Here is a 26074-nt window from a genome sequence, read left to right on the forward strand (position 1 = left end):
TCAGCGAATGCTGACGAGCTCACCCTTGTCGGTCAGGACGAAGAGCGAGCCGTTGTAGGCGGCGGGAGCGACATAGGCCGCTGCGCCGAGGCGCAGGGTGGCGGTCTGCGCACCGGTCTTGGGATCCAGCGCGACGAGTTCGCCCTCGGAATTGACCAGCAGCAGACGGTTGGAGGCCATCAGCGGGCCCGACCATTCCGGATAGACGGTGCGGTCGAACATGCCGAGGAAGCCGCCTTCCTTGCGACCGCGACCCTCGTTGAGGTCGCGGGTCCAGTAGACCTGGCCGTTGTCGCGGTTGATGACGGTCAGTTCGCCGTTCTTGGACACGACATAGACGACGTCGCCGACCGGCAGCGGCGCGTTCACGCCGGCGACCGGGAGCTGCCACTTCGGCTGGCCCGAACGGATGTCCATGGCCGAGAGCACGCCCGAGTGGCCGACGGCGTAGACGACGCCGCGGCTGACGACCGGACGGCCGGCGATGTCGCGGATTTCCGACAGGGCGCTGGTGCGGCTGGTGCGCGAGAGGGTCTGGCTCCACAGCGTCTGACCCGTCGAGGCGCGCAGGGCGACGACTTCACCCGACGAGAACGGGGCGATGACGGTGTCGCCGACCACAGCCGGGCTGGAGGCGCGCATGATGCGGGCCGGTTCCGGAATGCCGCGGAACGACCAGTCCTGACGGCCCGTGGTCGTGTCGAAGGCGAAGATCTGGTTCTCGACGTCGACGACGAAGACGCGGTTGCCCGCGACCGTCGGCGCGCCGTGGATCGGCACGTCGACCGGCGAGGTCCACAGGACGGCGCCCGAGGCCTGGTCGATGGCCGTCATGGTGCGGTAGCCCGAGGCCACGAACACCTTGCCGCCGCCGACGGCCACGCCGCCGCCGAAGCCGCCGCGTTCCTTGCCCTCAGGGCGAACATTGACCTTCCAGGCCGGCGCGCCGGTGCCGGCGTCGACGGCGCTGACGGTCGATTCACCGTCGAGGACGAAGACGCGGCCGTTGTCGGCCACGACCGGGGCCATGACCTGCTGGTTGCGCGACGAACCGGCGCCGACGTTGCGACGCCAGGCCACGGTGAAGTCAGCGGCGGCGATCACGTGCTCGGGCGCGTTCTCGACGTTGCCGCCGGGCTGGGTCCAGGCGACCGCGGCCTGCGGGCCCGGAATGAAGAAGTCACGGCCCGACAGCGCCGGCGACGGGGCCAGTTGCTGTTCGAACTCGAGCACCGAGATGCGCTGGCCTTCCGAGGCCGTGGCCTGGGGCTCCTTGTCGCCGCCGAGGCCGAACGGCAGGGCGCTGCGCACGGTGCTGCACGAAGCGAGGGTTACGGCTACGCCGCAAAGCAGGGCGACTTTGAGCACACGGGTCATGGCGAGCGTCCTGGGAGCGAAGATCACGGGCGGGCCGGAGCGGCGGCGGGAGCGGCCGGAGGGGCCTGGGGCGCGATGGGGGCGCGGGCCATCTGGTCGGTGATGGCCTTGAGGTTGGCGGCCGAACCGCTGTCGATGGCGGCGATCAGAAGTTCGCTGCGCTGGCTGATGATCTGCGGCGTATCGAGACCGCTCTTGAGCACGGTCAGCATGTCCTTGGCCTCGGCGGCCTTGCCGTGCTGGGCCATGGCCATGGCGAGGGCTTCCTTGGCGAAGTCGCGGAACGGGCGCTTGTCTCCGGTCAGCGGCTCCAGACGGGCCTGAATGTCCTCGAGCGAGGCGGTGTCCATGGCCAGCCAGGCGGCCTTGACTGCGGCGGCGTCGGCGATCAGCGGATCACGGTTGGCCTTGGCGGCGTCATCGAGGAAGGCGATCGCTTCCGGAACGCGGTTGGCGTCGAGGGCGATGCCGGCGCGCTGCATCAGGGCCAGGGCCTTGTAGGCGCCGTTGCCTTCCTTGGCCGCCTGGGTGAAGGCGGCGTCGGCGCCGACGGGGTTGTTCGACTGCAGCGATTCGAGGCCGCGCTCGTAGGCGATCGAGCCCTTGTCGGCGCGCGAGGTCTCCCAGCTCTGGTAGCCCCACCAAGCCAGGGCGGCGATCAGAGCGACCAGAAGGATGCCGCCCACGACGGGCAGCCAGGTGCGGGCCAGCCGCTTGTAGCGGTCGGAGCGAAGCTCCTCCTCGACCTGCTCGAAGACATCAACCACGGAGTGTCGCCCCAAAACGCTTAAATTCAATCCGGCCGGACCCTAGAGCCTCAGCAGCGCCCCCGCAACGCAGGCGTTACTGCGCAACCGGCTTTTTCGAGAAGTAGGTCTCGACTTCGGCAGGAAAACGGCGGGTCTTCACGTCCGCGGCGTAGCCCGCGACGGCCCGATCGATCTCGCCGCGCATGTCGGCGTAGCGGCGGACGAATTTCGGCGTCCAGTCGAACAGGCCCAGCATGTCGTGGGTGACGAGGATCTGGCCGTCGCACGCCGCCGAGGCGCCGATGCCGATGGTGGGCTTGTCGATGGCCTCGGTGATCTCGCGCGCCAGCCCCTCGGCCACGCCCTCGATGACGACGGCGAAGGCGCCGGCGTCGGCGGTGGCCTCGGCCTCGCTCATGACCCGCAGGCGTTCATCGTCGGTCTTGCCCTTGGCCTTGAAGCCGCCCTCGGTCAGCACGGCCTGGGGCCGGAGGCCGACGTGGCCCATGACCGGAATGCCGCGCTGGACCAGATAGGCGATGGTTTCGGCGATGGTCGGGCCGCTTTCGACCTTCACGCCCTGGGCGCCCGTTTCCTGCATGACGCGGGCGCAGTTCTGGTACGCCAGCTCCCTGGAGCCCTCATAGGTCCCGAACGGCATGTCGATGACGACCATGGCCCGTTTCGAACCGCGCATGACGGCCTTGCCGTGCAGGATCATCATATCGAGGGTGACGCCGACGGTGTTGGGCAGGCCGTGCACGACCATGCCGACGCTGTCGCCGACCAGCAGGACGTCGCAGTGGGCGTCGAGGATTTCGGCCGTGGGCGCGTCGTAGGCGGTCAGGCAGACGAGCGGCTCACCGCCTTTTCGGGCCCGGATGTCCGGCGCGGCGAGGCGGCGGACGACTTCCTGCTTCTGGCTGGACATGACGGGGCTCCGGAATGGTGGAGCCCCTAGATAGGGCCCAACCCAACGTCCGTCATCCTCGGGCTCGTCCCGAGGACCCATTTATCCGCGGGCGAGCCAGTGAACCGGGGCAATACCGGACTGAGAGCGTCTGCCGTCCGCGCCGGCTGCCAGCATGGGTCCTCGGGACAAGCCCGAGGATGACGGGTGGATGAGCGTCACACTTCCTGCGACAGACGAACCACGCCGGCCGCGGCCACCGCGATCAGGGCGCCCGCGACGATCCAGAACAGCTGCATGCCGTTCATGGAGCCGAGCTCGAGCGTGCCGAGACCGAACTGGTCCAGGCCGGACTGGACGGCCGTCTGGGCGTTGACCGAGGCCGAGCGCATGCCCTCGCCCAGCGCGTCGCCGGCAACGACCCCCTCCCCCGCGATGTTGACGGTCAGCAGCTCGCTGACGGCGACGACGCCGCCGATGACGCCGGCTAGGCCGAGGGCGACGGCCCGGAGACTGGAGCCCTTCTGCAGACGCTGTTCGACCTGGGCGGTGAACAGGGGCGCGTCGGGCATGGAGGGCGTGCGGGCGAAGAGGCGCTCGATCGCCGGATCGAACTCATCAGCCGACATGCTGTGTTCTCCCCAGGGTTTGAGCGGGTTCCGGCTGGAGCCGCGCGCGGAGTTTATCCAGACCACGTTTGACATGAGACTTCACCGTGCCGAGTGGCAAATTGAGGGCGGTCGCGATCTCGGAATGGGCCATGCCCGCACCGTGACAGAGCGACACGCACAGACGCTCCGGCTCACTGAGCGCCTTGAGAGCTTCGTCGAGATCGACGAGGCCGGCCGGATCGGGAGCGGCCGAGGCCTCGTCGTTTTCGATTTCAGCGACATAGCGGGCTTCCTTCGCGATGCGCTTGATGTAGAGCCGCGCCGCGATCCGCTTGACCCAGGCCGCGAACGTGCCCTCGCCGCGGAATTCGGCGCACCGCTCGAACGCCTGGATGAAGGCGTCCTGGGCGATGTCGTCGGCCAGCGAGGGCTGGGCCCCCATCCGGCGCAGCAGGCCCCGCACCGCCGAGCCGTGGCGGCGCACCAGTTCACCGAACTCCCGCCGTCCGCCCGCCGCCGCGAGGGCGGCGAGCTCGACGTCGTGTCGGTCGACCAAGGGCTGGGTCATGATCTTTCCCCTGTCCCTGCGCGGCTCAATCCTTGTTCGGGTTGAAGAAGCTCAGGACGATAAAGGCCAGACCGATGGTGGCCGGGATGGCGGCGATGCCCAGCAGCGGGTTGCCGAAGTCATGGTCGCCCCAGCCGTCGTTGTACCAGGGGCCGTGCAGCAGCAGGCCGAAGGCGGCGATGCCAATGCCCGACGCCAGCCAGATAACGCCGCGGCGCAGGTCCCGGGTCCGCGACGGCACCTTGCTGGCGACTTCGCGGGTCATGGCGTCGATCAGTTCCGCCGGGAGCTTCTCGCCCTTGTCTATGGCGTGGCGGACGGTGTTCTGAATCTCGCGCTTCTCGCGGAACTTCAGATAGGTCGGGCCGAAGATCACGGCCGTGATGGCGCTGAAGATGATCAGGACGATCAGAATAGGCGTCATATCCATTGGGGTATCCCCTCGTTCTCGTTTCCACCGGAGCGTGACGTTCCGGCCTTCTGACGACAAGAGGCGATGGCGGGGGCGTACGGATGCGTTCGGCCGGGTGAAACTTTCGTAAGGCGGATGAAACCGGTTACATCCAGTCAAACAGTGAGGATTCGCCGATGCTCGACCGCCGCACCCTGCTTGCCGCTCTCGCCGCCACGCCGCTGGCCGCCTGCGCCACGACCGCGACACAGGATGGAAAGGCGCCGCTGCGGCTGGTCACGTTCAACATCTGGCACAACCAGGGGAACTGGGCCGCGCGTCTGCCGCTGATCGTGGCCGAGCTGAAGGCCCAGGACGCCGACGTCATCGCCCTGCAGGAGGTGCTGGAGGACGCGGCCGTCGGCCTGCCCAACCAGGCGACGACGATCGCCGGGGCGCTGGGCGGCTATGAGGTGTATTTCGTCTCGACCGATCCCGAGGACAGCGGTCGCCGCTACGGCAACGCCATTCTCAGCCGTCTGCCGGTGCTGGCGCACGACACGCGCAAGCTGGAGCCGCTGAACGACTTCCGCACCGCGATCCGCGCGCGGGTGGCGTTCCAGGGTCGGGAGATCGACGTGGTCGGCACCCACCTGGCCTGGCAGCCGGACCAGGCGCCGGTGCGGGCGCAGCAGATCGCCGACCTGCTGGCGTGGCTGCCGCAGGACGGGACTCCGCTGGTGGTGATGGGCGACTTCAACGCGGTGCAGGAGGACGCTGGCCTGGCCGTGCTGACCGGCGAGCGGTTCTTCAGCGTGCTGCCGCGCGGCTCGGCGCCGACCACGCTGAACCCGGCCAAGGGCCACCAGCCGCGGGTGATCGACCACATCTTCGCCGAGACGGCGCATTTCGCGCCCGTGCACGGCCTGGTGTTCGGGACCGAAACGACGGGCGGCGAGCACCCGTCGGATCACTTCGGCGTGGCGGGTTCGATCAGGCTGCGCTGAAGCGGCGGGACAACCACAGGGCGGCGATGGCGGCGGCGGAGGCCACGGCCAGCACCAGGGCCGACGGCTCGATGGTCGCCTCCAGGCTTTCGGCGAGCGGCGCGACGATGGGGCTGAGGCCCCACAGCACGGCGGCGGCGGCGATGGCCCAGGGGACCAGGGCCATGACCGTCATCCAGGCGCGGCGGGCGGCGATGCGTTCGGCGATCCGCGCCTGGAAGGCGTAGTCGCGCGCCGGCGGGGCGTCGGCGGCGAACAGGGCGGCCAGTTTCTGTTCAGGCGTCATCAGAACCTCCGAGCGCCTTGAGCAAACGCGCCCGACCGCGGGCAACATGCGACTTCACGGTGCCCAGGGGCAAGTCCAGCGCCAGCGACGCCTCGCCGTGCGACCAGCCGTCGGCCAGACACAGGGCCACGCAGGCGCGGACGTCGGGCGGGAGTTCGGCCATGGCGGCGGCCAGCGCCAGCTTCTCGACCGGCGAAATGCCGGCCGGGGTCTCGACCGTCTCCAGCCAGGCGGCGTCGCGGGCCGCGCCCCGCCGCGAGGAGCGGATGCGGTCCTGGGCCTTGCGCCAGGCGATGCCGCACAGCCAGGCGCGGACGCCGGCCGGATCCTTCAAGGTGCGAAGCGAGGCCCAGGCCGCGAGGAAGGCCTCCTGCGCCAGGTCGTCGGCCTCGGCCCAGCCGCCGCCCAGCAGACGGCGCAGAAAGGCGCGCACTGCGGCCTGATGGCGCTCCACCAGCCGCGAAAAGGCCGCGTCCGAGCCGGCGAGCGCGCGGCTCACCAACTCGGCGTCGGTCTGTAATCCCCCCATCCCGTGCGCCCCGGTCCCGCATCACTTCCGCGAACGGCGGCCGGACCGCAGGGCCTGGAACAGGCAGGCCAGGCACAGGCCGGCCAGCACGAAGGTGACGATGATCAGCGCGTCGCGGGCGCCGTACATGTCGGTCGAGGCGCCGTAGCCGAAGCCGACCGCCATGACCCCGAACAGGATGGCCGAGAACCAGGAGCCGTCGTTGCCCCGGCTGCCGCCCTGATCCTTGGTCGAGCCCCAGATCATCTCGCCCTCCTCGTCCAGCGGCCGGTCGAGGACTTTCAGAAGCTGCTCGGGCGGCTCCTGGCCCTTGTCGGCGTAGGTCTTGATGAGATTCAGCGCGTCCTTCTGACGACGGTAGTTCAGGAAGCTCTGGAAACCGCCGAACACGAACCAGGCCAGCGGAAACATCAGCCACCAAAAGGAACGGAACAGGTCTTCCATGGTCGTCGATCCCGATGCGCGGGCCCATCGCCCTGCGCTTTCACAGGGTAGTCGGCGCCGTCGGCGTGCATGGATGCAAGGCTGTCATTTTTTTCCGCACACGGCCACGCTCGACATCCGGCGCGGATGGCGCGAGACAGGTCCCGTCCGCTTGCGTAACGTTGTTCCGTGTCCGTCCGGGTCATTCTTGGGCGAAACGGGACACTGCAACCGTCGCCGCAGCGTTGCGTTCGCTCCCGGACAGTCGCCAGACGCCCTCGCCTGCCGGAGCCCTTGCCCATGGTCCAGATCACCTATCGCATCGTCGAGCATGACGGCGGCTGGGCTTACAAGCTCGGCGACACCTACTCCGAGACCTATCCGAACCACGACGCGGCGCGCGCCGCGGCGGTCGCGGCCGCCCGCGAGCAAAAAGTACCGGACGAGGACTCGCTAATAGAGTACGCCGACACAACCGGTCGCTGGGTCACCGAACGCGCGGACGGACATGACCGGCCCGAAGCGGAAGTTGAGGGCTGACGCCGCAACCCTATGTGATCGCCGGAGGCTAGGCGGATGATAATTCGACCGTTAGTCCACGGCTTTCCGCAATTGGAACCGGTTACATGCGTCATGAATCCCTGTTTGATCCGAGTCGCCGCCGAGTCCTCGCCGGGGGCGTTCTGGCAGCGGGGATGGTGATGATGGCTCCACGAATGGCGACAGCGAAGACGCAGGCGAATCTCGAGCGGGTCAACGACCTGATCTCGCGGATGACGATCGAAGAGAAGGCGGGTCAGCTGAACCTGCAGAACGACCCGTTCCGCTGGCGGCCCGAGGGGGTGAACCCCGGCGACTTCAACGCCGACCAGGATGCGACGGCGGCCGAGATTCGCGCGGGCCACATCGGCGCGCTGTTCAACGGCGTGGGCGCGGCGACGACGCGCATGGTGCAGGACATGGCCGTGCGCGAGAGCCGGCTGGGCATTCCGCTGCTGTTCGCCGCCGACATCGTTCACGGCCTGAAGACCACCTTCCCCGTGCCGCTAGGCGAATCCGCCAGCTGGGACATGGACCTGGCCGAGCGCACCGCGCGGGCCGCGGCGGTCGAGGGCGGCGCCGCGGGCGTGCACCAGACCTATGCGCCGATGGTCGACGTCGCGCGCGACCAACGCTGGGGCCGCGTCGTCGAGGGCGCGGGCGAGGACGTGCACCTGGGCAATCTGTTCGCCATCGCGCGGACCAAGGGCTTCCAGGGCGACGACCTGAAGGACTGGTCCTCGCTGCTGGCCTGTCCGAAGCATTTCGCCGCCTACGGCGCCGCCGAGTCGGGCATGGACTACAATTCGACGGACATGAGCGAGCTGGAGCTGCGCTCGGTCTATCTGCCGCCGTTCAAGGCGGCGTTCGACGCCGGCGCCCTGTCGACGATGAGCGCCTTCAACGACCTGAACGGCGTGCCGACCAGCGGCAACCACTGGCTGCTGACCCAGATCCTGCGCGACGAATGGGGTTTCACCGGCTTCGTCGTGTCGGACTACACCTCCGAGCAGGAGCTGATCGCCCACGGCTTCGCCGCCGACGGCCGCGACGCGGCGCGCATCGCCCTGATGGCCGGCGTCGACATGTCGATGAAGAGCGGCCTGTACATGAAGCACATCCCCGACCTGGTGCGGTCGGGCGACGTGCCGATGAGCCGCGTCGATGAGGCCGTCCGCCGGGTGCTGATGACCAAGGCGGCGCTGGGCCTGTTCGAAAACCCCTATCGCGGCGCCGACGTCGAGATCGAGACCCGGGTGACCGGCAGCCGCGAGCATCTGGACCTCGCCCGCGAGGCCGGTCGCAAGTCGATCGTGATGCTGAAGAACGACGGCGACCTGCTGCCGCTGTCGAAGAACGGCAGGAAGATCGCCCTGATCGGCCCGTTCGGCGCGGACAAGAGCGACCTGTTCGGCCCGTGGTCCATCTTCAAGGACACCGACCTGGCCGTGTCGCTGGAGGAAGGCCTTCGTTCGGCCATGGGCGCCGGCTCCAGCCTGACCGTGACCAAGGGCTCCGAGGTCGAAGCTGCGATCGACGGCGGGATCGAGGCGGCCGTGGCCGCAGCGTCCCAGGCCGACGTGATCCTGCTGGCCATCGGCGAGTCAGGCGAGATGTCCGCGGAATCGAAGTCCCGCGTGGATATCGGCGTCCCCGCCCCGCAGCTGGCGCTGGCCGAGGCGGTCGCCGCCACGGGCAAGCCGGTCGTGGTGCTGCTGCGCAACGGCCGCGGCATGGAGCTGGCGGGCGCGGTCAAGGACGCCCCGGCGATCCTGGTGACCTGGTTCCTGGGTTCGGAGACCGGCAACGCGGTCGCCGACGTGCTGTTCGGGGATCACGCCCCGACGGGCCGTCTGCCGGTCAGCTTCCCGTTCCGCTCGGGCCAGTCGCCCTATTACTACGCGCACAAATCTACGGGCCGCCCGTCGCAGCCGACCGACCGCGAGTTCACGTCGAAATTCCGGGAAGTCCCGCACGCGGCCCTGTACCCGTTCGGCCACGGCCTGACCTATGCGCCGGTGCGGTATTCGGCCGTGCGGCTGTCGTCGGAGACGATGGCGCGCGAGGGCCAGATCACGGCCAGCGTCACCCTGAGCAACGCCGGAAGTCGCGAGGCGTCCGAGGTGGTGCAGCTGTACATCCGCGACCGCACCGCCTCGATCACCCAGCCGGTGCGCCTGCTGCGCAATTTCCGCCGCGTGACGGTCCCGGCCGGCGGCTCGGTCGAGGTGTCGATCCCGCTGACCTACGCCGAACTGCTGTTCCTGGGTCAGAACCTGAAGCCGACCGTGGAGCCCGGCCTGTTCGACGTCTGGCTGGCGCCGAGCGCCCAGGACGGCGAACCGGCGCAGTTCACCCTGACCGCCTAGCCGAAGACGGCCGCATAGATCTCGGGTTTGAAGCCCACGGTCGTGCGGCCGTTCACGTCCAGCACCGGCCGTTTGATCATCGACGGCTGGGCCAGCATGAGTTCGATCGCCTTGCCGGCGTCGAGGTCGGCCTTCGCTTCCGGCGGCAGCGCCCGGAAGGTCGTACCGGCGCGGTTCAGCACCGTCTCCCAGCCGTGGGCCGAGACCCAGTCCTGCAGCGTGGCGCGGTCGACGCCGAGCTTCTTGTAGTCATGGAAGGCGTAGGCCTCGCCGTGCGCGTCCAGCCAGACGCGGGCCTTCTTGACCGTATCGCAGTTGGGGATGCCGTAGAGTGTGGGGATCATCGGGGGGCCTCCTGGGTTCGGAGAGCGCGTCTCTCATGTTTTCGCGGCGACGTCAGCCATCGCCCGTTGCGGACATCAGCGATCGACGCTCCCGCCCCCGCTCTTGATCGGTTCAGCCCGGATGGTCGCTCTCATTGGGGATCAAGTGATGCGACGCCGACTTCCAGAGACCATCGACGTTCAGAGGCGGCGCCGGAACCCTCGGGCGGCCTCGGTCGATCGTAGGCTTCCTGCATACGACGCGAATTGTAGATCGTGACACTCATGTAAACGCCGCCCTTCGACATATTGAAGAGCGTCGCGTCGGTAACCTGCGCAGATGGATCGACAAGGACGGTTCGCGCGTCGTCGAAACTCTGAATGCTTTCGGTGGCTACGGTCGAACGGACTGAGTTGTCGTGGAATCCAATGCCAGGTTCATTCACCTCGAACCCGGCGCTCAGGAACCAGTCGTAAAGCTCGCGCCCCTTGGCCAGTGCTTCGTCCAAAGAGACTTCCTGCGGAAAGGGCTGCACGTTCATGCTGACGACTCGCCCCTCGGAACCAAGGACGGAGCTGAATGCTTGATCCTCTCCGAGGTTGGAAAAATGCAGTTCGCGGCCCCCGTCTACGAACGTCAGGCTGTGCGGCTCACGCACAGTAAACATGCCCAGGGCCTCATCCGCCCTCCCGGCGATTGGATAGGTTGAGCCCGCGCGAAGGTCTCCCAGAGGCATGCGCATGGCGACGCGGAGGTTCCCCGCATCCGCCTCATGCGTTCTCAGGGCCAGGGCCGGCGTAGCGGCGCAGCTCGCGATCATCACAAACATGATTGAAGCGAGACGGAGAACCGATGGGGTCATGCGAGAGCTTCTGCTGATTGAGGAACACGGAAGGCGGCATCACTCCGTGTTCGGGATTCCGACTCATGGGGCGCCGTATTCACTATGGCCAGGAGACGACGATCCAACTCATCAATCCCGCCGGCCGGAGGCGACCACGTAGACGTACCCGTTAGATGACAGCGGAGAAGCGACCCCTGCATCCCGGCACTCGGCAATCCGGAACTCGGTCCAGCCGTTGAAGCCATGCGCGTCGGTAATGCGAGCTGACTCGCAATAGTTGATGTCCCCGGGAGCAGTCGACACCCACCACGTGAAGCCCTTTCTGTCGCCACGGGCTGCGAACGAGATGAGCGCGTATTCCGATTCAACCGCACCGGCGATGGAAAGCAGTTCTTCCCGCTCGGCAGCGGTCATCTCGGCCCGCATATAAATCTCGCGGTCTCGACCACGCCCGAAGTCATCGAACAGCATCCGGTCGCCAGTCAGGGTCGTGGGATGGCCGAACACCTCTTCCGCAAGCGCCTCATCGCTCTTCTGGACCAGAGTGCCCACGACAAAGAGCAGGCCGCCGACAAGGACGACGCCGACGATCGGCATAGCGATGCAGCCGACCGGAACAGCGAGGACCGCCAAGAGGTTCGGGCGGTTCCCCTTGCCGCGGCTGAAGTACCAAATGGCCGCAATGACCACGCCGACGATCAGGCAGATGAACATCACCGGTATCAGAAGGAGGAACGCGAACATCTGCCTGGCCCCGACCGTCTATGCGTGGGGTCCTGGCGGTCCCTCCAACCGCCCGACGGCTCATGCGGCAAAGCTTAGCCAGGCGGAGGTCAGCCTTCCACCCTGTTCAGACGATCGCAACGCCAGCCCGCCGACGCGGAACCGCAGCGTCCGATTTGCATTTAACTGACAGGTTCGATACCCATTCGGTTATACGCAACGGAGAGACGTCATGTCCGCCCACAAGATCGCTCCCTGCCTGTGGTTCGACCACCAGGCCGAAGAGGCCGCCCGCTTCTACGTATCGCTGCTGCCGGACTCGCGGATCGACGAGGTCATCGCCTCCCCCGGCGACTATCCCGACGGCAAGGCGGGCGAGACGATCGTGGTGGAGTTCACCCTCGCCGGCAGCCGCTACACCGGCTTGAACGGCGGGCCGGCGTTCAAATTCAACGAGGCGATCTCGCTGCAGGTCTATTGCGACGACCAGGCCGAGGTCGACCGGCTGTCCGACGCCCTGTCGGTCGTGCCGGAGGCCGAACAGTGCGGCTGGGTGAAGGACCGCTACGGCCTGTCGTGGCAGATCGTGCCGCGCCGGCTGATCGAGCTGATGTCGAGCAAGGACGCGGCCCAGAACAAGCGGGTGTTCGACGCCATGATGGAGATGAAGCGCCTGAACATCGCCGCGCTGGAAGCCGCCGCGAAAGGCTGAGATCAGGCGTCTGGCGGGCACACCCTGGGGGAATCCCCGATCATCCGCGCCGGGATGCTGCGCCATGGTCCGCCGGACTGCGGGCGCGGCCCGCCTGGAAGGAGCGGGTCGATGAACGCCACCCTGATCTCAAGTCTCGCGGCCGCCGCCGCCCTGCTCACCCTGTCCGGCTCCTGCGCCGACGCCCAGTCCGGCCAGGACGACATGGCCCCCTTCCCCGCCGCCGAGGCCGGTCAGACGCGGCATGTCATCCGGCTGCCGGCGGCCGAGGACGAGGACGCCAAACGGGTCAGCGTCATCGTCGGCCGGACCATGCTGGTGGACTGCAACCGGGTGCTGTTCTCCTCGCATCTGGAGGAGCGGACGGCCGAGGGCTGGGGCTTCAACTACTATGTCGTGACCGGCGTGGGCGGCGGCGCCACCACGAGGATGGCCTGCCCGACCCAGGAGAAGACGGAGCAGTTCGTGCGCAGCGCCGACGAGCCCATGCTGCGCTACAACAGCCGCCTGCCGCTGGTGGTCTATGCGCCGAACGATATCGAGGTGCGCTACCGGGTGTGGAGCGCGGGCGCGGAGCAGCGGCCGGGGACCTGACGCGTCAGGGCGTGGGCTGCAGCTCGTCGGGTAGCGGCCGCTCCGGCAGGAGGGTCTGCGGACCGCTCCCGGCGTTGAGCACATACCAGGCGTTGCCGCCCAGCGCGGTTCTGCGGCCCAGGTCGAACAGGGCGTTCATGGCCTGCTGGTGCAGATCCAGCGATCCGGCCTGGGCGTCCATCGGGATGGAGGCGATCTTCAGATCGATGTTGTGGCGCGCGGCATAGGCGGCGTTGGCGGTCAGATGCATGCGCCGGCTGGCCTTGCTCATGCTGTCGTAGCTGTTCATCGCGATGGCGTTGAAGGTGCCCGGGACGGCCTGCGGATTGGCGTCCACCTGGCCGTTGACGACCACATAGATGGCCGGCCGGCCCGGGCCCGTTCTGGCGGGCGAGTCCACCAGCAGACGGTCGGGCACGGCGAGGAAGGGCATGTTGACCCCGCCGTCCACGTGCATCTCGTCGACGACGAGGTCGCCCTGGAGGCCGGCGATCATGACCGGCGGGAAGACGCCGGGGATGCTGGCCGAGGCCAGCAGCACCTGGCGGAACAGGTACAGGGCCTGATCGTCGCCCTGGGTGGCGAGGACGCCCATGTCCCAGATGATCGATTGCTTGGTGTCCAGATGGGTGGTCACCACCAGCAGACGGCGGCCCTTGGCGTGCTCGATGGCGACCGCCCGCAGGAGACGGGGCGTCACGTTCTCCTCTATCAGCCGCCGCAGGGGCGCGGAGCTGTACAGGCTGGGCGAGACCAGGATCGACAGGCCGGACAGGTTCAGCATCCCGTCGATCCCGCCGCCGATGTAGGCCTCCTGCAGCTCGTCATCCCAGTCCGGGCCGAGGAAGGCGAAGGGTGCGCTCAGCGCCCCGGTGCTGATGCCGGTGACGATATCGAACTGCGGGCGCGTGCCGGTCTGGGTCCAGCCGACCAGCAGGCCGGCGCCGAAGGCTCCGTTGGCGCCGCCGCCGGACAGGGCGAGGACGGCGCCGGAGCTGTTTTCGTCTTCCAGTCGGGCCGCGAAGGTCCTGAGCAGTTCGTTGAGCTTCGCCTCGTCCGTGGGCCGGATGCGGGGATCGACCGTGGGGCGTATCTGGCCGTCCGCCTGACGCACGGGCACGGGATCGAACCGGTGGAGCGTGCCGCAGCCCGCCAGCGACAGCGCCGCCGTCGCCGTCATCGCCAGGCCGAGGGCGCGCAGGGTCATGTCATCGCTCCGGCGGCGTCGTTTCAGGCCTCGCCACGGCCTGGCCGTCGATGACCGCATCGAACCAGGCGTCGCCGGCCAGGGCGCGGGCGCGGCCCATCTCGAACACGTCGGTCATGGCCTTGCGGTCGAAATTGAGCGCGGAGACCTGGGCCTCGACCGGGATGGCGGCGATCCGCAGATCGATCCGGTGCCGCTCGGCATAGGCGGCGTTGGCGACCAGATGGGTGCGGGTGCTGGCCCGGCTCATGCTGTCGTAGGTGCTCATGACGATCGACCGGAGACTGCCGCGCACCACCTGCGGATCACGCCCGACCTGGCCGTTGATCACGATGTAGACGGAGGGCTTGCCCAGGCCGGTGCGCGGCGGCGAGTCGACCAGCAGGCCTTCGGGGATGGCCAGGAACGGCATGTTGATGCCGCCGTCGACATGCATCTCCTCGACCACCTTGTCGCCGTACAGGCCGGCGATCAGCACCGGAGGAAAGACGCCGGGAATGCTGGCCGAGGCCAGAAGCACCCGCCGGAACAGAACCAGGGCCTGGTCGTCGCCCTGGGTCGCCAGCAGGCCCATGTCCCAGATGACCGACTCCTGGGCGTCGAGATTGGTCGTCACCACCAGCAGGCGACGGCCGGTCGCATGTTCCGCCGCGATCGCGCGAAGCAATTCGGGGGTGACGTTCTCGTCGACCAGCCGGCGCAGGGGCGCGGAGCTGAACAGGCTGGGCCCGACCAGGGCGGACAGACCGCGGATGCCGATGATCCCCTCGGCCACGCCGCTGGTGTAGGCGTGCTGCAGTTCATCGTCCCACTCCGGGCCGAGGAAGGCGAAGGGCGCGGCCAGGGCGCCGGTGCTGATGCCGGTGACGATGTCGAACTCGGGCCGGTTTCCGGTCTGGGTCCAGCCGACGAGCAGGCCCGCGCCGAAGGCCCCGTTGGCCCCGCCGCCGGACAGGGCCAGCAGCGTCCCGGCGCTGTCGGGTTCCGCCAGGCGCGCCGAGAAGTCCTTCTGCATCGCCAGCAGCCGTTCCTCGTCGTCCGGGCGGATGCGCGGATCGATGGTCGGCATGATCTCGCCCTCGACGAGGCGAAGGGGCACGGGATCGGTTCGCGAGATGGTGCCGCACGCGGCCAGCGACATCGCCGCCGTCAGCACGGTCGCCACGACAAGGGCCCGACACATCATGAGCTGTCGCTTTCGCCGGACAGAACCTCCGGTCGTAACGACCTTGGCCGTCGACAGGTTTCACGGAGCTGCTATTGCGCCGATCAGGGCTGGACCCGCCGGGTCCCGAGCAGCGGCAGGAACAGGTCGGCCTCCAGGCCGCCGTCGGGATTGTTGCGGAGCTTCACATCGCCACCGTGCGCGCGAATGGCGTGCCGTGCGATGGCCAGCCCGAGGCCCGCCCCGCCCGTCTGGCGACTGCGGGAGATCTCGATGCGGAAAAAGGGATCGAAGACGCGTTCCAGCAGGTCGGGCGGGATGCCCGGCCCATTGTCCCGGACCTGCACCAGCGCCTGATCGCCATCGGCGCGCGCCGTCACGGTCACCGGTCCGCCATATGCGAGGGCGTTGTCGATGAGGTTCGTCAGGCCGCGTCGCAGGGCGCTGGCGTCGGCTTCCACCCGGAGGCCGGGCTCGACCGCGATATTCATCGCCGCGCCGGTTTCCACGTACCGGTTCACGGTGGCCTGGACGAGGTCCGAGATGTCCAGCACCTCCCTTTGGTCCGCGGCGAAGTCCCCTTTGGCGAACTGCATCGCCCGGGCGATCAGCGTATCCATCTCCTCGATGTCCGCGCTCATGTCCGGCCGGTACCGCGCGGGCAACTCCTCGACCCGGAACCGCAAGCGGGTCAGCGGCGTCCGAAGATCGTGGGCGACGGCCGCCACCGTCTGCGTCCGGCGCTGGATATGCTCCCGCAGGCGGGCCTGCATTTCATTGAAGGCCGAAACCGCCAGCCGCACCTCGTTCGGCCCGTCGGACATGAGCGGAGGGGCGTCCGGGTCAGCGCCCAGCCGATCGGCGGCCATGGCGAACCGGTGGATGGGACGCGCCAGTCTCCGGGCCATCCACCAGATCAGCGGCGCCAGAACAATCAGGCTGACCAGCATGCCGAGAAGAATGGTGATCTCCCATGGCGCGAGCAGGGATTTCGGTATCCGGACCATCGCCCAACGACCGTCGTCGAGCTGCACAGCCGCCAGGAAGGGCGGCAGGGTCTGCTGGGCCGAAAACAGGCCCTGCGGCTTGTCCCCGGGCGCCGGGAGCGGGCCCGCCGAGGGGCGCACCACTTCCGGACGGGGACCGAACCGCTCCCGCGCTCGCCTGTCGGATTGAACGCGAATCCGCCGGACATCCAGCCCCATCTCGACCGCCAGGGAGCGCGCCGCGGCCTTCGCCAGGGATGACGTGCCCTGCTCCAGCGGCTCGCCGTCGCTGAGTTCCCGCACCAGCAGGCGGCCATCGGCGGTCCTCGCCGGCTCGCCGTTCAGGGCGGCGGCGGCGGCGGCCAGGGTGTAGCCCGTCGGCGCCGGACTCGGCGCCAGGAAGATGATGGCCAGGGTGACGAGCTGGGTCGCCGCGACCGCGGCCGCGGCGACCAGGGCGACCTGCAGCAGGACGGACGACGACCTGAAATTCATGCGGCCAGGGCGTCGTTCGCGACGACGGCGTCGAAGAGATAACCGTGACCGCGAACCGTGACGATCAGATCCCGCGAGCTGTCTTCCTCGCTCAGCTTGCTGCGAAGCCGGCTGATCTGCACGTCCATGGCGCGTTCGTTCACCTCGCGCCCCGCGGCGCGGGCGCGATCGAGAAGCTGGTCGCGCCGGACGATGCGGCCCGCGTGCTCGACCAGGACCTCCAGGGTGACGAATTCGCTACGCGACAGGGAGACCGACTTGCCGCCGGGAGTGACGACCTCACGCCGCAGCCGATCCAGTCGCCACCCCGCGAAGGTGACGACGGTGCCCGCCGGGCGTGACTGCCCCGTATCATGGCGACGCAGAATGGCGCGGATACGGGCCAACAGTTCACGGGGATTGCAGGGCTTGCCGACATAGTCGGCGGCGCCGAGTTCGAGGCCGACGATGCGATCGGTCTCCTCGCTCATGGCGCTGAGCATCAGGATAGGCGTGCCCCGGCCGGACAGGCGCCGGCACACGGACAGGCCGTCCTCGCCCGGCATCATCATGTCCAGAACGATCAGATCGATCGCCTCGGTCGCCAGAACATCGTCCATCTCGGGGGCCGACGCGGCGCGATAGACCTTGAAGCCATGCTTGCCGAGATAGGCGCCCATGACGTCCCGAATGCCGGGGTCGTCGTCGACGACCAGTATCCGGGACACAGCGGTGTCCAACATCAGGTTTTCCCGACTGAAAGACTCTTTGTTTCAGTCACGAAACGAAACAGCCTGAAAGCCGGACAATAGCCGCCCGAAAGCGCGATTTTATGGCGCCGCACGAGATTCCGGCGGTGTGTCCGAACAGCAGAAAGGCGGGGGAATGATCCCCCGCCTCCTGTCACGACACAGCCTGAAAAGTCCGGATCAGAAGGACTTGCTCAGGTTGATGAACGCCGTCCGGCCCACATAGTCGTAGCCGGAGTACAGCGGCACGTTGCCGACCATGTCCACGACCCCGGCCGACACCAGACCGCCGGTCTCGTTGGTCAGGTTCCGGATGCCGGCGGTCACGGCCCAGTCGTCAGCCTCGTAACGAACCGAGACGTTCTGGGTCGCGTAGCTGCCCACCTCGGCGTCGTAGCCGAGCTCGGCCAGCGTGTAGCCGTAGTTCTTCAGATAGTAGTCATCGTAGCCCGTGGCGCTGATCCACTCGACGCCGTAGTGCACGCGCCACTGATCCCAGGCGTAGGAGACGTCGGCCGTGGCCGTGAACTCCGGCGTGCCGATCGTGCCCACTTCGTCGTAGACGGGATCGTCGGCGGACAGGGTGCTGTGGCGTTCCAGCATCTGGGTGACGCCCAGGTTGATCAGCGCCGTGCCCGGGCCGACCGGCTTGCGGTAGCGCAGGGTGTAGTCGATCCCGTGCACCACATCCGTCGCCAGGTTGAGGTAGCTGTCGTCAACGGTCAGGGCGTTGGACGTACCGTCGCGGTCGACCAGGGCGCAGTAGCCGTTGCCGGCCGCGAAGTCGGCGCTTGCCGACGAGTAGCAGCGATCAAGGACGCCGGAGGCGCCCAGACGATCCACGCCGTTCTCGACTTCGATCTCATAGTAGTCGACGGCGAAGGCCAGCTCGCCCCAGGCGTCGGGCAGCGTGGGCTGCAGCACCATGCCGACGGTCAGGTTGGTCGAGGTTTCCGCCTCCAGGCCGGCGTCGGCGCCGCCCTTGGTGACGACCGTCACGCCGGACGTCTGCTGGAAGTCCGGAGCCAGGCCCTGGCTGGCGCAGTTGGCGGCCACGATGGGATCGGCGCCAGCGTCGCCGTAGTTGTTGCAGGGATCGAAGGACGTGCCGAGGAAGCCCGTGGTCGCGCCGACGAACTGCTCGAACAGCGCCGGGGCGCGGTAGGAGGTGCCGTAGCTGCCGCGGAACGTCACGAAGTCGACCGGGGTGTAGACCAGGCCCAGCTTGTAGGTCGTGTCGTCGCCGTAGGAGTCGTAGTTCGTGTAACGGCCCGACGCGCTCAGCGTCAGGTTCTCGGCGAAGGGCTGATCCCGCAGCAGCGGAACCTCGACCTCGCCGAACACCTCCCACACCGAGTCGTCGCCGCGCGTCACCGCCGAGGACGAATAGTTGTAGACGTTGGACGTCTGCATATCGATGCCGGGGGTGTCGTCGATCGACATCTCCCGATACTCGGCGCCGACGAACCCGCGCACGACGCCCGCGGGCATGGTGAACAGGTCGCCGTCGATGCTCGCCGACAGCACGGCCTCGTCATAGACGGTCGTGCCGACGACGTCGGCCATGACGTAGTTCAGCCAGTCGGCGGGCAGATCGCCGGCCAGGGTCTGGTTGTTGATGGCCGGAGCCGCGACGCAGCCTGCGGCCAGGTTGGCGCAGGAGAAGCCACCGGCGCCGTTGGACACCACGTCGAGGCTGTTCTGCAGCCGGTCGATCAGGAACTGGGGGCTCGAGTAGGTCGAGTCCGACTTCGTGTAGCTGGCCGAAACGTCATAGTGCCAGCCATCCAGCGGCAGGAAGTCGCCCCGGATTCCGGCGACCGACTTGGTGAAGTCGACCGTCTGGCTGGAGGTATCGTTGCCGTAGCCGATGAAGGCGCGGACGCCGACGGCCTGGCCCAGGTTCAGGCCCAGGTCGCCGGGCGAGAAGACGCTGCCCGCAAGGTTGGCCGGAATCAGCGGGCTGCCGACGGCGTAGTCCAGCGCCAGCTGGCGGTAGCCGGTCTGCGACGACTTGCGCTGGTTGTACAGGAACTCGCCATAGACCTCGGCATTGCCGAGAGCCTGCAGGTCGTAGGAGCCCTGGAGGTAGAGCGTGGCCACCTCAACCGGGGAGATCAGCGACTGGTTCAGCATGTCCGGATCGAAGGTATCGCGGACGTTGGTGTTGGTGGCCGTGTTGCCCACGCCCTCGAACCCGGTCAGACCGGTCGTGACCGCCGTGTTCGGACGCCAGCGGTTGAAGACCGTGCCCACGGCGCCGTCCGCGGCCACGCCCGCGATGTTGGACGTGCCGATGGTGTTGACCGTCACGCCGCCCGCGTTCAGCGACCAGCATTTTGAACGGCCGGTCATCGGATCGATGTAGTCCGTGCCGTCGATGTAGTTGTCGATCGGGCAGCGGGCGAACTCGCGGTCGCCCAGCGTCAGTTCTTCGCGATTGTAGTATTCCGCCGAGCCCGACAGGCTCCAGCGATCGCCGTGCGTACCCGCGACGATGGAGAGGCGCGTTTGATCGCCGGCGCCGCTGGCGTCCAGCGGAGCGTTGTACTGGCCCTCGACGGTCACACCGTCCAGGTCATTGCGGGTGACGATGTTGACGACGCCGGCGACGGCGTCCGAGCCGTACAGCGAGGAAGCGCCGTCCTTGAGGATCTCGACCCGCTCGATCATGGCGGTGGGCAGGACGTTCAGGTCGGCCGAACCGACCGAGCCGCGCGAGCCCGCCGGGGCGACGCGACGGCCGTTCAGCAGCACCAGCGTCCGCGTCGCGCCGAGGCCCCGCAGGGACAGGGTGTTGGCGCCCGGCCCGCCGTCGGTGACGTAGCCGCCGTAAGCGTTGTTGATCTGCGACGTTCCCTGGGTGACGGCCGTGCTCTGCAGCACGTCAGTGACCGAGGCGAAGCCGGCCAGGGTGGCCTCCTCGCGGGTCACCACCTGGATCGGCGACGGCGAATTGAAGGTGTCCCGGCGCAGACGCGAACCGACGACCACGATGTCGTCGATAACGCCCGGATCGGACTCTGCGCTCGCGGCGTCGGCCGTTTCCGACTGCGGTTGCGACTGCGCCCACACCGGCGCCCCAACGGCGGCCAGGCCCATCACGATCGTGGTGCCCAGCAGGTATTTCTTGAAATCGACCATTCTTGTGACCGGCCCTCAGAACTCTGAAAACGGCCACCTACCGAGCCGCGAGCGTACTGAGCCGAAACCAGACGATAATGAGAGCCGAATTTGGCGCGATGGACACTTCAGGAACAAGCATGAGACTTTGCGGTGACAGTTTTATTCACCAACACCGACAACATCTACTTACCGGATACATAGCGGCGATATGGTTATACGTTACGGCAACATACCTGTGTTTTATGTTTCCGGATGGAAACACTGACGCGCCCCCAGACGCGCAGTTCGTTTCCATGGAGGGCGCCGCCCGCAGATCGCCGCCCCCGCCCGGAGGCGGGCGCACGAACCCGTCAGGCGCGCCGGTCGTGGAGGATGGCGGCGGCGGCGGGGTAGCGGTGTTCGAGCCGTCCGGCCCAGGCATCGGCTTCGGGGAGGCTACGGGGGAGTTCGGACTGGCGGTTCTCGATCAGCCGGGCCGCCTCGCGCAAGGCGGGCCAGGACATGAGGAAGGTCAGGGCGTCGCGGGCGTTCGGGCCGGCGGCGACGAAGGCGAAGGCGCGGTCGAGGGCCTCGACGTCCTCGAAGTCCGGCAAGCGGGTGACGAAGTCGCGCAGCGCCGTCTGAGACAGGGCCGCCTCGAACAGCCGCCAGCGGGCGTCCTGGGCCTCGGCGCTGCGGCCTTCGGCCTCCAGCAGGGCGATCTCGCTGAGGATGAAGGCCTCGGGCACGGTCTTCGGCGCGGCGCGGCGCAGGGACCAGCGCGACGGCGACGCGTCCCAGTCGGCGCTCTCGAGCGTCAACCGCGCCTCGCTGAGGCGACCGGCGGCGATCAGGCGATCGGCCAGGGCGGAGGCCATGTCCGGCTGCTTGCGTTCGGCCAGCGGCAGGACGCGGATCAGGGCGTCGACGTCGTCGCTCGCTTCGGCCAGCAGACGGATCACCGGACGCAGGCCGGGCGTGACCCCCTCCTCCGTCGGCGCGAGGCGGTTCAGCAGATCCCGGGTGAGCGCCGGCGCGAGGTTCGGGGCCGCAGGTTCCAGCCAGCGCACCCAGGCGAGGGGACGGCGCAGGGTGGCGGCGGCCAGACGTTCGGGCGCGGTCAGCGGGGTCAGATTGGCGACGATCGCCAGATCGGGCGCGGACTCGACGAACAGGTCGGCGACCTCGCCCTTGGGGTCCTTCACCCGCCCGGCCAGGCCAGGCTGAAGGTCGAACCAGTCGACCAGGCGGTCGAGCGCGGAGGCGGCGTCCAGGCCCGCCAGCCGCTCGACGATCATGGTCTTCAGGCCGCGCAGCTCGCGGATCAGGTCGGGCCGTTTGCGCCACGAAACTCGGGCGCGGCCGGCGGCCAGGGCGGCGATACGCTTGTCGATCTCGTCGGCCAGCGGCTCGGGGCCGACCGCAGCGGCCAGCTCCATACGCAGGCGGCGCTTCCAGGCCGCGTCCTGCTCGCCCATCTCGATCAGCAGATCGGCGAGCGCCGGGGCGCCCAGCGACGCCAGGTTCGCCGCGTTCAGACGCTTTGTGGAAACCGACTTCTTCGCCATGGGGACCGGCGAACGGTCATTCCCACTCGATTACACAAATTACCCCAAGCCGCTGATCGGCTTGGGGTTTTTCCTCGCTTATCGGCCGCCGAACCGATTGAACAACCGACAGACGGGAAGTATTCTGAAAACATTCAGAAAATTCTAAGCAATAACATTTACGTGAATTCGTCATCTTTTGCGGTCTATCGGACTTTCTGCGCACTGAGATGCAATGCAACGAGTTCGATTCGCCTTGCCACCTTGCACCATCACTTGGACGTACACTGTATCTCATCCGCACGTTCGTCGTCGAGCTTACCGGCTCGATCGTATGGCGATAGCGACAAGCGTCGTCGATGCCTGTCATGCCGCGCTCGACGACCGGAATGCAAACGCCGCACTGGCTTTGCGGCCGACGGCGTCCTGATTTTCGACGACGGCGGGACTGGCCGATCGGTCTTTCGCCACGAGGACGACAGATGGCGGATTACGCACATCGTTGGTCGTCGGACGCGGTGCGCTGATCTCGCGATCAGGCGGCGGGAGCCGCCGACGCTCCCTTCTGGGCGAGCCAGGCGTCGATCAGGGTGATTTCGCGCTCCTGCGCCGTGATCACCTCCTGGGCCAGGTCCCGCGCTTGGGCGTCCTTGCCTTGCGCGAGCTCCACACGGGCCATCGAGACGGCGGCGACGTGGTGACCTCGCATCTGCTTCATGAAGTCGATGTCGGCGTCCCCGGTGAAGGCGGGCATCGCCTCCATCATCGTGTTCATCGAGGCCTTGTAGCCTTGGGTGGCGACGGAGTCGCCGGGCGCAGGCGCAGCCATGCCGCCCTCCATTCCGCCATGGGCGTCCGCCGCTGCGGCGGCCTCAGGCGTGGCTACGGCGGGCTCTTCGGCTTGCGGGGAACAGGCCGTAGCCAAGGCGCAGGCGGCAAGGACGAGGCTGATGCGTTTCATGACGGCTCCTTGGGATCCCGACGTTAGCGACCAGGAGGGCCCATTCGTTCCGCCGACTCTACCGTCCGGCCCGCGCCAAGAGCTCGATCAGCTCGCCGGCCTTGGCCTTGCGATCCTCGGGATCGTCGCCGGTCATGGCGCCCATGACGCAGTGGTCGAGGTGATCCCGTAGCACTTCGGTCTCCACGCGATGGAGCGCGGCTCGAACGGCCTGAAGTTGCGTCAGCAAGTCGACGCAATACCGGTCATCTTCAACCATGCGGGAGATTCCCCGCACCTGGCCTTCGATCCGACTGAGCCTGTTGAGGACTTTGGGTTTCGTGTCGGTTTGCATGCGGCCTGTCCTCCTGAGCACCCCCATATACCCCAGACGGGTATCTTGCGATATACCCCCCATGGGTATATGTGAGCCCTTCGGTCAGCCGGAGAGAGCGACATGTCCACGCATCCTCACAATCATCCCTCGGGTCACGCCTGCTGCGGGGCGAAGGCCTCGGATGGCGCGGCAACGGTCAAGGATCCCGTCTGCGGCATGTCGGTCGATCCGACGACTACCACTCACCGAGCCAGTCATGACGGTCAGGACTATTTCTTCTGCTCGGCGGGGTGCCGGACCAAATTCATCGGCGATCCGATGCGTTACCTGAACCCTCGCGTGGAGGCTGAGCCGGCCGTTCCCGGCGCCATCTACACCTGCCCGATGCACCCCGAGATCCGACAGGAAGGCCCAGGCTCCTGCCCGATCTGCGGCATGGCGCTTGAGCCGGAGATGGTCACGGCGGAAGCCCCACCCAACCACGAGCTGATCGACTTCACCAGACGCTTCTGGGTCGGTCTGGTCCTGACCCTGCCGGTCTTCGCCCTGGAAATGGGCGGACACCTGACCAATCTCCACATGTTCATCCCGGGCCAGATGTCGAACTGGATCCAGTTCGCTTTAGCGACCCCCGTGGTTCTCTGGTGCGGCTGGCCCTTCTTCGAGCGCGGCTGGACATCGCTGCGCACCCGTCGGCTGAATATGTTCACCCTGATCGCCATGGGGGTCGGCGTGGCATGGCTTTACAGCGTCGTGGCCGTCGTCGCGCCAACCCTGTTCCCGCCCGCCTTCCTGAAGGCCGACGGCAGCGCGCCGGTGTATTTCGAGGCGGCGGCGGTCATCACCGTGCTGGTCCTCGTCGGGCAGATTTTGGAACTGCGCGCCCGCGAACAGACGTCGGGCGCGATCCGCGCCCTGCTGGACCTCACGCCCAAGACCGCGCGCCGAATCCGGGCGGACGGCGTCGATGAAGATGTCTCGCTTGACCAGATCGCCGTCGGCGACCGCCTGCGGGTAAGGCCCGGAGAGAAGATCCCGGTCGATGGCGAACTCCTGGAGGGTCGGGTCGCTGTCGACGAATCCATGGTGACCGGCGAGTCCATGCCGGTGACCAAGGACGTCGGCGACCGCGTCGTGGCCGGCGCGCTCAACAAGACCGGGTCCTTCATCATGCGCGCCGACAAGGTGGGCGCCGACACCCTGCTGGCGCAGATCGTCCAGATGGTGGCCCAGGCCCAGCGCAGTCGCGCCCCGATCCAGCGGCTGGCCGATACGGTCTCCGGATGGTTCGTGCCCACAGTGATCGCGATCGCCCTGCTCGCGGCCGTCGTCTGGGGCCTGGTCGGTCCCGAGCCCCGTTTGTCCTACGCCCTGGTCGCCGCGGTTTCGGTGCTCATCATCGCCTGTCCCTGTGCGTTGGGTCTGGCCACGCCGATCTCGATCATGGTCGGGGTGGGACGTGGCGCCCACGCCGGCGTCCTGATCAAGAACGCCGAGGCGCTCGAACGCTTCGAGAAGGTCGACACTCTCGTTCTGGACAAGACCGGCACCCTGACAGAGGGCCGTCCGTCGGTAACGGCGATCCTGCCCGCCCTCGGTTTCGTTGAAGCCGACATCTTGCGTCTTTCGGCCAGCCTCGAGCGGGGCAGCGAACATCCGTTGGCCGACGCGATTGTCCGGGCAGCCAAGGACCGGGACATCCCCCTTACCGAGGCCGCGGACTTCGACAGCCCGGTCGGTCGCGGCGTCCGCGGGACGATTGAGGGCCGCCAGGTCGCCCTGGGCAACACCCGATTTCTCGGCGAGCTTTCGATCGACGTCTCCGCGCTGGAGCCGAAGGCGGAGGCCCTTCGCCACGACGGCGCCACCGCCATATTCGCGGCGATCGACGGAAAGGCGGCCGGGGTCATCGGCATCGCCGATCCCATCAAGGCCACCACGCCGGCCGCGATCCTCGCGCTGAAAGCGGCCGGTCTGCGGCTGGTGATGATGACCGGGGACAACCGGACGACGGCCGAAGCGGTCGCGCGGCGCCTCGGCATCGACGAAGTGCAGGCGGAGGTTCTGCCGCAGGACAAGGCGTCTGTGGTTCAACAGCTTCGTTCGCAGGGTCGGATCGTCGCCATGGCGGGGGATGGCGTCAACGATGCCCCTGCCCTCGCCGCCGCCGATGTCGGCGTCGCCATGGGGGCGGGTTCGGACGTCGCTATCGAGAGCGCCGGCGTCACGCTGCTGGGCGGTGATCTGCAAGGCATCGTGCGCGCACGGCATCTGTCCCGTGCGGTGATGGGCAACATCCGCCAGAACCTCGTTTTCGCCTTCGGCTACAACGCCCTTGGCATCCCCGTGGCGGCCGGCCTGCTTTATCCCGTCTTCGGCTGGCTTCTCTCGCCTGCCCTTGCGGCGCTCGCAATGGCGCTCTCCTCGGTCAGCGTCATCGGCAATGCGCTGAGACTGCGGGCGGTGAAGCTTTAGCCAGGATAGCCGATCAACAGTCCGCCCACCCACCGAAGGGAGGAACCGGCTGTGACGGGCCGGATTGATTCAGACGGTGACCGCAGTCTCCAGGCATTCGCAGCGGCAGGCGATGACGAACTGAAATTTCTG

Annotated in this window: 26 protein-coding genes; 6 read left to right on the forward strand and 20 right to left on the reverse strand. The window is 67.8% G+C overall.

Features of this window, described 5'->3' with window-relative positions; all coding sequences use genetic code 11:
* From GGR12_RS10035 to GGR12_RS10060, 6 genes are all read right to left on the reverse strand, one after another.
* The gene (locus tag GGR12_RS10035) at nucleotides 1-1377 is read right to left on the reverse strand and encodes a PQQ-like beta-propeller repeat protein (RefSeq protein ID WP_183204271.1); all 1377 of its coding nucleotides are present in this window, start codon (nucleotides 1375-1377) and stop codon (nucleotides 1-3) included.
* 23 nt (nucleotides 1378-1400) lie between these two features.
* Nucleotides 1401-2144: a tetratricopeptide repeat protein gene (locus GGR12_RS10040; RefSeq protein ID WP_183204272.1), complete on the reverse strand. Its 744-nt coding sequence runs from the start codon at nucleotides 2142-2144 to the stop codon at nucleotides 1401-1403.
* Nucleotides 2145-2220: 76 nt separating this feature from the next.
* A complete protein-coding gene (panB, locus tag GGR12_RS10045) occupies nucleotides 2221-3057 on the reverse strand; it encodes a 3-methyl-2-oxobutanoate hydroxymethyltransferase (RefSeq protein ID WP_183204274.1) in 837 nt (278 codons plus the stop codon).
* 197 nt (nucleotides 3058-3254) lie between these two features.
* Entirely contained in the window at nucleotides 3255-3665 is a 411-nt protein-coding gene (locus GGR12_RS10050; RefSeq protein ID WP_183204276.1) for a hypothetical protein, read from the reverse strand.
* Complete coding sequence (locus GGR12_RS10055) at nucleotides 3655-4215, reverse strand: RNA polymerase sigma factor (protein ID WP_183204277.1); 561 nt, start codon at nucleotides 4213-4215, stop codon at nucleotides 3655-3657. Before GGR12_RS10055 ends, GGR12_RS10050 begins: the two co-directional genes overlap by 11 nt.
* Before the next feature lie 25 nt (nucleotides 4216-4240).
* Nucleotides 4241-4645 carry a DUF6249 domain-containing protein gene (locus GGR12_RS10060; RefSeq protein WP_183204278.1) on the reverse strand — a complete coding sequence of 135 codons (405 nt, stop codon included), beginning with the start codon at nucleotides 4643-4645 and terminating at the stop codon, nucleotides 4241-4243.
* 158 nt (nucleotides 4646-4803) lie between these two features.
* Here GGR12_RS10060 and GGR12_RS10065 point away from each other — a divergent pair, with 158 nt between their 5' ends.
* On the forward strand, nucleotides 4804-5613 hold the full coding sequence (locus GGR12_RS10065) for an endonuclease/exonuclease/phosphatase family protein (protein ID WP_183204279.1): 810 nt from the start codon (nucleotides 4804-4806) through the stop codon (nucleotides 5611-5613).
* On the opposite strand, the gene GGR12_RS10070 is transcribed toward GGR12_RS10065, so the two are convergent.
* The 3 genes from GGR12_RS10070 to GGR12_RS10080 are packed head-to-tail and all read right to left on the reverse strand — an operon-like array spanning nucleotide 5600 to nucleotide 6872.
* Entirely contained in the window at nucleotides 5600-5899 is a 300-nt protein-coding gene (locus tag GGR12_RS10070) for a hypothetical protein (protein WP_183204281.1), read from the reverse strand. The two genes, GGR12_RS10065 and GGR12_RS10070, sit on opposite strands and share 14 nt — an antisense overlap.
* Nucleotides 5889-6428 carry an RNA polymerase sigma factor gene (locus GGR12_RS10075; RefSeq protein ID WP_183204282.1) on the reverse strand — a complete coding sequence of 180 codons (540 nt, stop codon included), beginning with the start codon at nucleotides 6426-6428 and terminating at the stop codon, nucleotides 5889-5891. The genes GGR12_RS10070 and GGR12_RS10075 overlap by 11 nt, the downstream gene beginning before the upstream one ends.
* 21 nt (nucleotides 6429-6449) lie before the next feature.
* Nucleotides 6450-6872 carry a hypothetical protein gene (locus tag GGR12_RS10080; protein WP_183204283.1) on the reverse strand — a complete coding sequence of 141 codons (423 nt, stop codon included), beginning with the start codon at nucleotides 6870-6872 and terminating at the stop codon, nucleotides 6450-6452.
* Nucleotides 6873-7151: 279 nt separating this feature from the next.
* On the opposite strand from GGR12_RS10080, the gene GGR12_RS10085 reads away from it, so the two are divergent.
* Both GGR12_RS10085 and GGR12_RS10090 read left to right on the forward strand, forming a co-directional pair.
* Entirely contained in the window at nucleotides 7152-7391 is a 240-nt protein-coding gene (locus tag GGR12_RS10085; protein WP_183204284.1) for a DUF2188 domain-containing protein, read from the forward strand.
* Nucleotides 7392-7567: 176 nt separating this feature from the next.
* Nucleotides 7568-9760, forward strand: a complete 2193-nt coding sequence (locus GGR12_RS10090) for a glycoside hydrolase family 3 N-terminal domain-containing protein (RefSeq protein WP_246328840.1) — start codon at nucleotides 7568-7570, stop codon at nucleotides 9758-9760.
* Here GGR12_RS10090 and GGR12_RS10095 read toward each other — a convergent pair.
* The 3 genes from GGR12_RS10095 to GGR12_RS10105 all read right to left on the reverse strand — a co-directional run bounded on the left by GGR12_RS10095 (nucleotide 9757) and on the right by GGR12_RS10105 (nucleotide 11672).
* On the reverse strand, nucleotides 9757-10104 hold the full coding sequence (locus tag GGR12_RS10095; protein WP_183204286.1) for an arsenate reductase: 348 nt from the start codon (nucleotides 10102-10104) through the stop codon (nucleotides 9757-9759). The two genes, GGR12_RS10090 and GGR12_RS10095, sit on opposite strands and share 4 nt — an antisense overlap.
* A 131-nt stretch (nucleotides 10105-10235) precedes the next feature.
* The gene (locus tag GGR12_RS10100; protein WP_183204287.1) at nucleotides 10236-10946 is read right to left on the reverse strand and encodes a hypothetical protein; all 711 of its coding nucleotides are present in this window, start codon (nucleotides 10944-10946) and stop codon (nucleotides 10236-10238) included.
* A gap of 111 nt (nucleotides 10947-11057) precedes the next feature.
* Nucleotides 11058-11672: a hypothetical protein gene (locus GGR12_RS10105; protein ID WP_183204288.1), complete on the reverse strand. Its 615-nt coding sequence runs from the start codon at nucleotides 11670-11672 to the stop codon at nucleotides 11058-11060.
* 211 nt (nucleotides 11673-11883) lie between these two features.
* Here GGR12_RS10105 and GGR12_RS10110 point away from each other — a divergent pair, with 211 nt between their 5' ends.
* A complete protein-coding gene (locus tag GGR12_RS10110; RefSeq protein WP_183204289.1) occupies nucleotides 11884-12363 on the forward strand; it encodes a VOC family protein in 480 nt (159 codons plus the stop codon).
* A gap of 111 nt (nucleotides 12364-12474) precedes the next feature.
* On the forward strand, nucleotides 12475-12957 hold the full coding sequence (gene eco, locus GGR12_RS10115; protein WP_183204290.1) for a serine protease inhibitor ecotin: 483 nt from the start codon (nucleotides 12475-12477) through the stop codon (nucleotides 12955-12957).
* 4 nt (nucleotides 12958-12961) lie between these two features.
* Here eco and GGR12_RS10120 read toward each other — a convergent pair whose 3' ends face one another.
* The 8 genes from GGR12_RS10120 to GGR12_RS10155 all read right to left on the reverse strand — a co-directional run bounded on the left by GGR12_RS10120 (nucleotide 12962) and on the right by GGR12_RS10155 (nucleotide 23485).
* Nucleotides 12962-14164, reverse strand: coding sequence for a patatin-like phospholipase family protein (locus tag GGR12_RS10120; protein ID WP_183204291.1), 1203 nt, complete (start codon nucleotides 14162-14164; stop codon nucleotides 12962-12964).
* Nucleotide 14165: 1 nt separating this feature from the next.
* Complete coding sequence (locus GGR12_RS10125) at nucleotides 14166-15350, reverse strand: patatin-like phospholipase family protein (protein ID WP_183204292.1); 1185 nt, start codon at nucleotides 15348-15350, stop codon at nucleotides 14166-14168.
* Between the two features lie 83 nt (nucleotides 15351-15433).
* The gene (locus GGR12_RS10130; protein ID WP_183204293.1) at nucleotides 15434-16810 is read right to left on the reverse strand and encodes a sensor histidine kinase; all 1377 of its coding nucleotides are present in this window, start codon (nucleotides 16808-16810) and stop codon (nucleotides 15434-15436) included.
* Nucleotides 16807-17532 (reverse strand): response regulator, encoded by a 726-nt coding sequence (locus GGR12_RS10135; RefSeq protein WP_183204294.1) that lies wholly within the window; start codon nucleotides 17530-17532, stop codon nucleotides 16807-16809. Before GGR12_RS10135 ends, GGR12_RS10130 begins: the two co-directional genes overlap by 4 nt.
* Nucleotides 17533-17718: 186 nt before the next feature.
* A complete protein-coding gene (locus tag GGR12_RS10140) occupies nucleotides 17719-20682 on the reverse strand; it encodes a TonB-dependent receptor plug domain-containing protein (protein WP_183204296.1) in 2964 nt (987 codons plus the stop codon).
* A gap of 332 nt (nucleotides 20683-21014) precedes the next feature.
* Nucleotides 21015-22211 (reverse strand): DUF6880 family protein, encoded by a 1197-nt coding sequence (locus tag GGR12_RS10145; protein WP_246328841.1) that lies wholly within the window; start codon nucleotides 22209-22211, stop codon nucleotides 21015-21017.
* Between the two features lie 514 nt (nucleotides 22212-22725).
* Nucleotides 22726-23151 carry a DUF305 domain-containing protein gene (locus GGR12_RS10150; protein ID WP_183204297.1) on the reverse strand — a complete coding sequence of 142 codons (426 nt, stop codon included), beginning with the start codon at nucleotides 23149-23151 and terminating at the stop codon, nucleotides 22726-22728.
* 58 nt (nucleotides 23152-23209) lie between these two features.
* On the reverse strand, nucleotides 23210-23485 hold the full coding sequence (locus tag GGR12_RS10155) for a metal-sensitive transcriptional regulator (protein ID WP_040349360.1): 276 nt from the start codon (nucleotides 23483-23485) through the stop codon (nucleotides 23210-23212).
* Nucleotides 23486-23587: 102 nt separating this feature from the next.
* Between GGR12_RS10155 and GGR12_RS10160 the strand changes: the two genes are divergently transcribed.
* The gene (locus tag GGR12_RS10160; RefSeq protein ID WP_183204299.1) at nucleotides 23588-25942 is read left to right on the forward strand and encodes a heavy metal translocating P-type ATPase; all 2355 of its coding nucleotides are present in this window, start codon (nucleotides 23588-23590) and stop codon (nucleotides 25940-25942) included.
* Nucleotides 25943-26074: the final 132 nt, after the last annotated feature.

The sequence above is a fragment of the Brevundimonas lenta genome, assembly GCF_014196335.1.
Taxonomy (GTDB): domain Bacteria; phylum Pseudomonadota; class Alphaproteobacteria; order Caulobacterales; family Caulobacteraceae; genus Brevundimonas; species Brevundimonas lenta.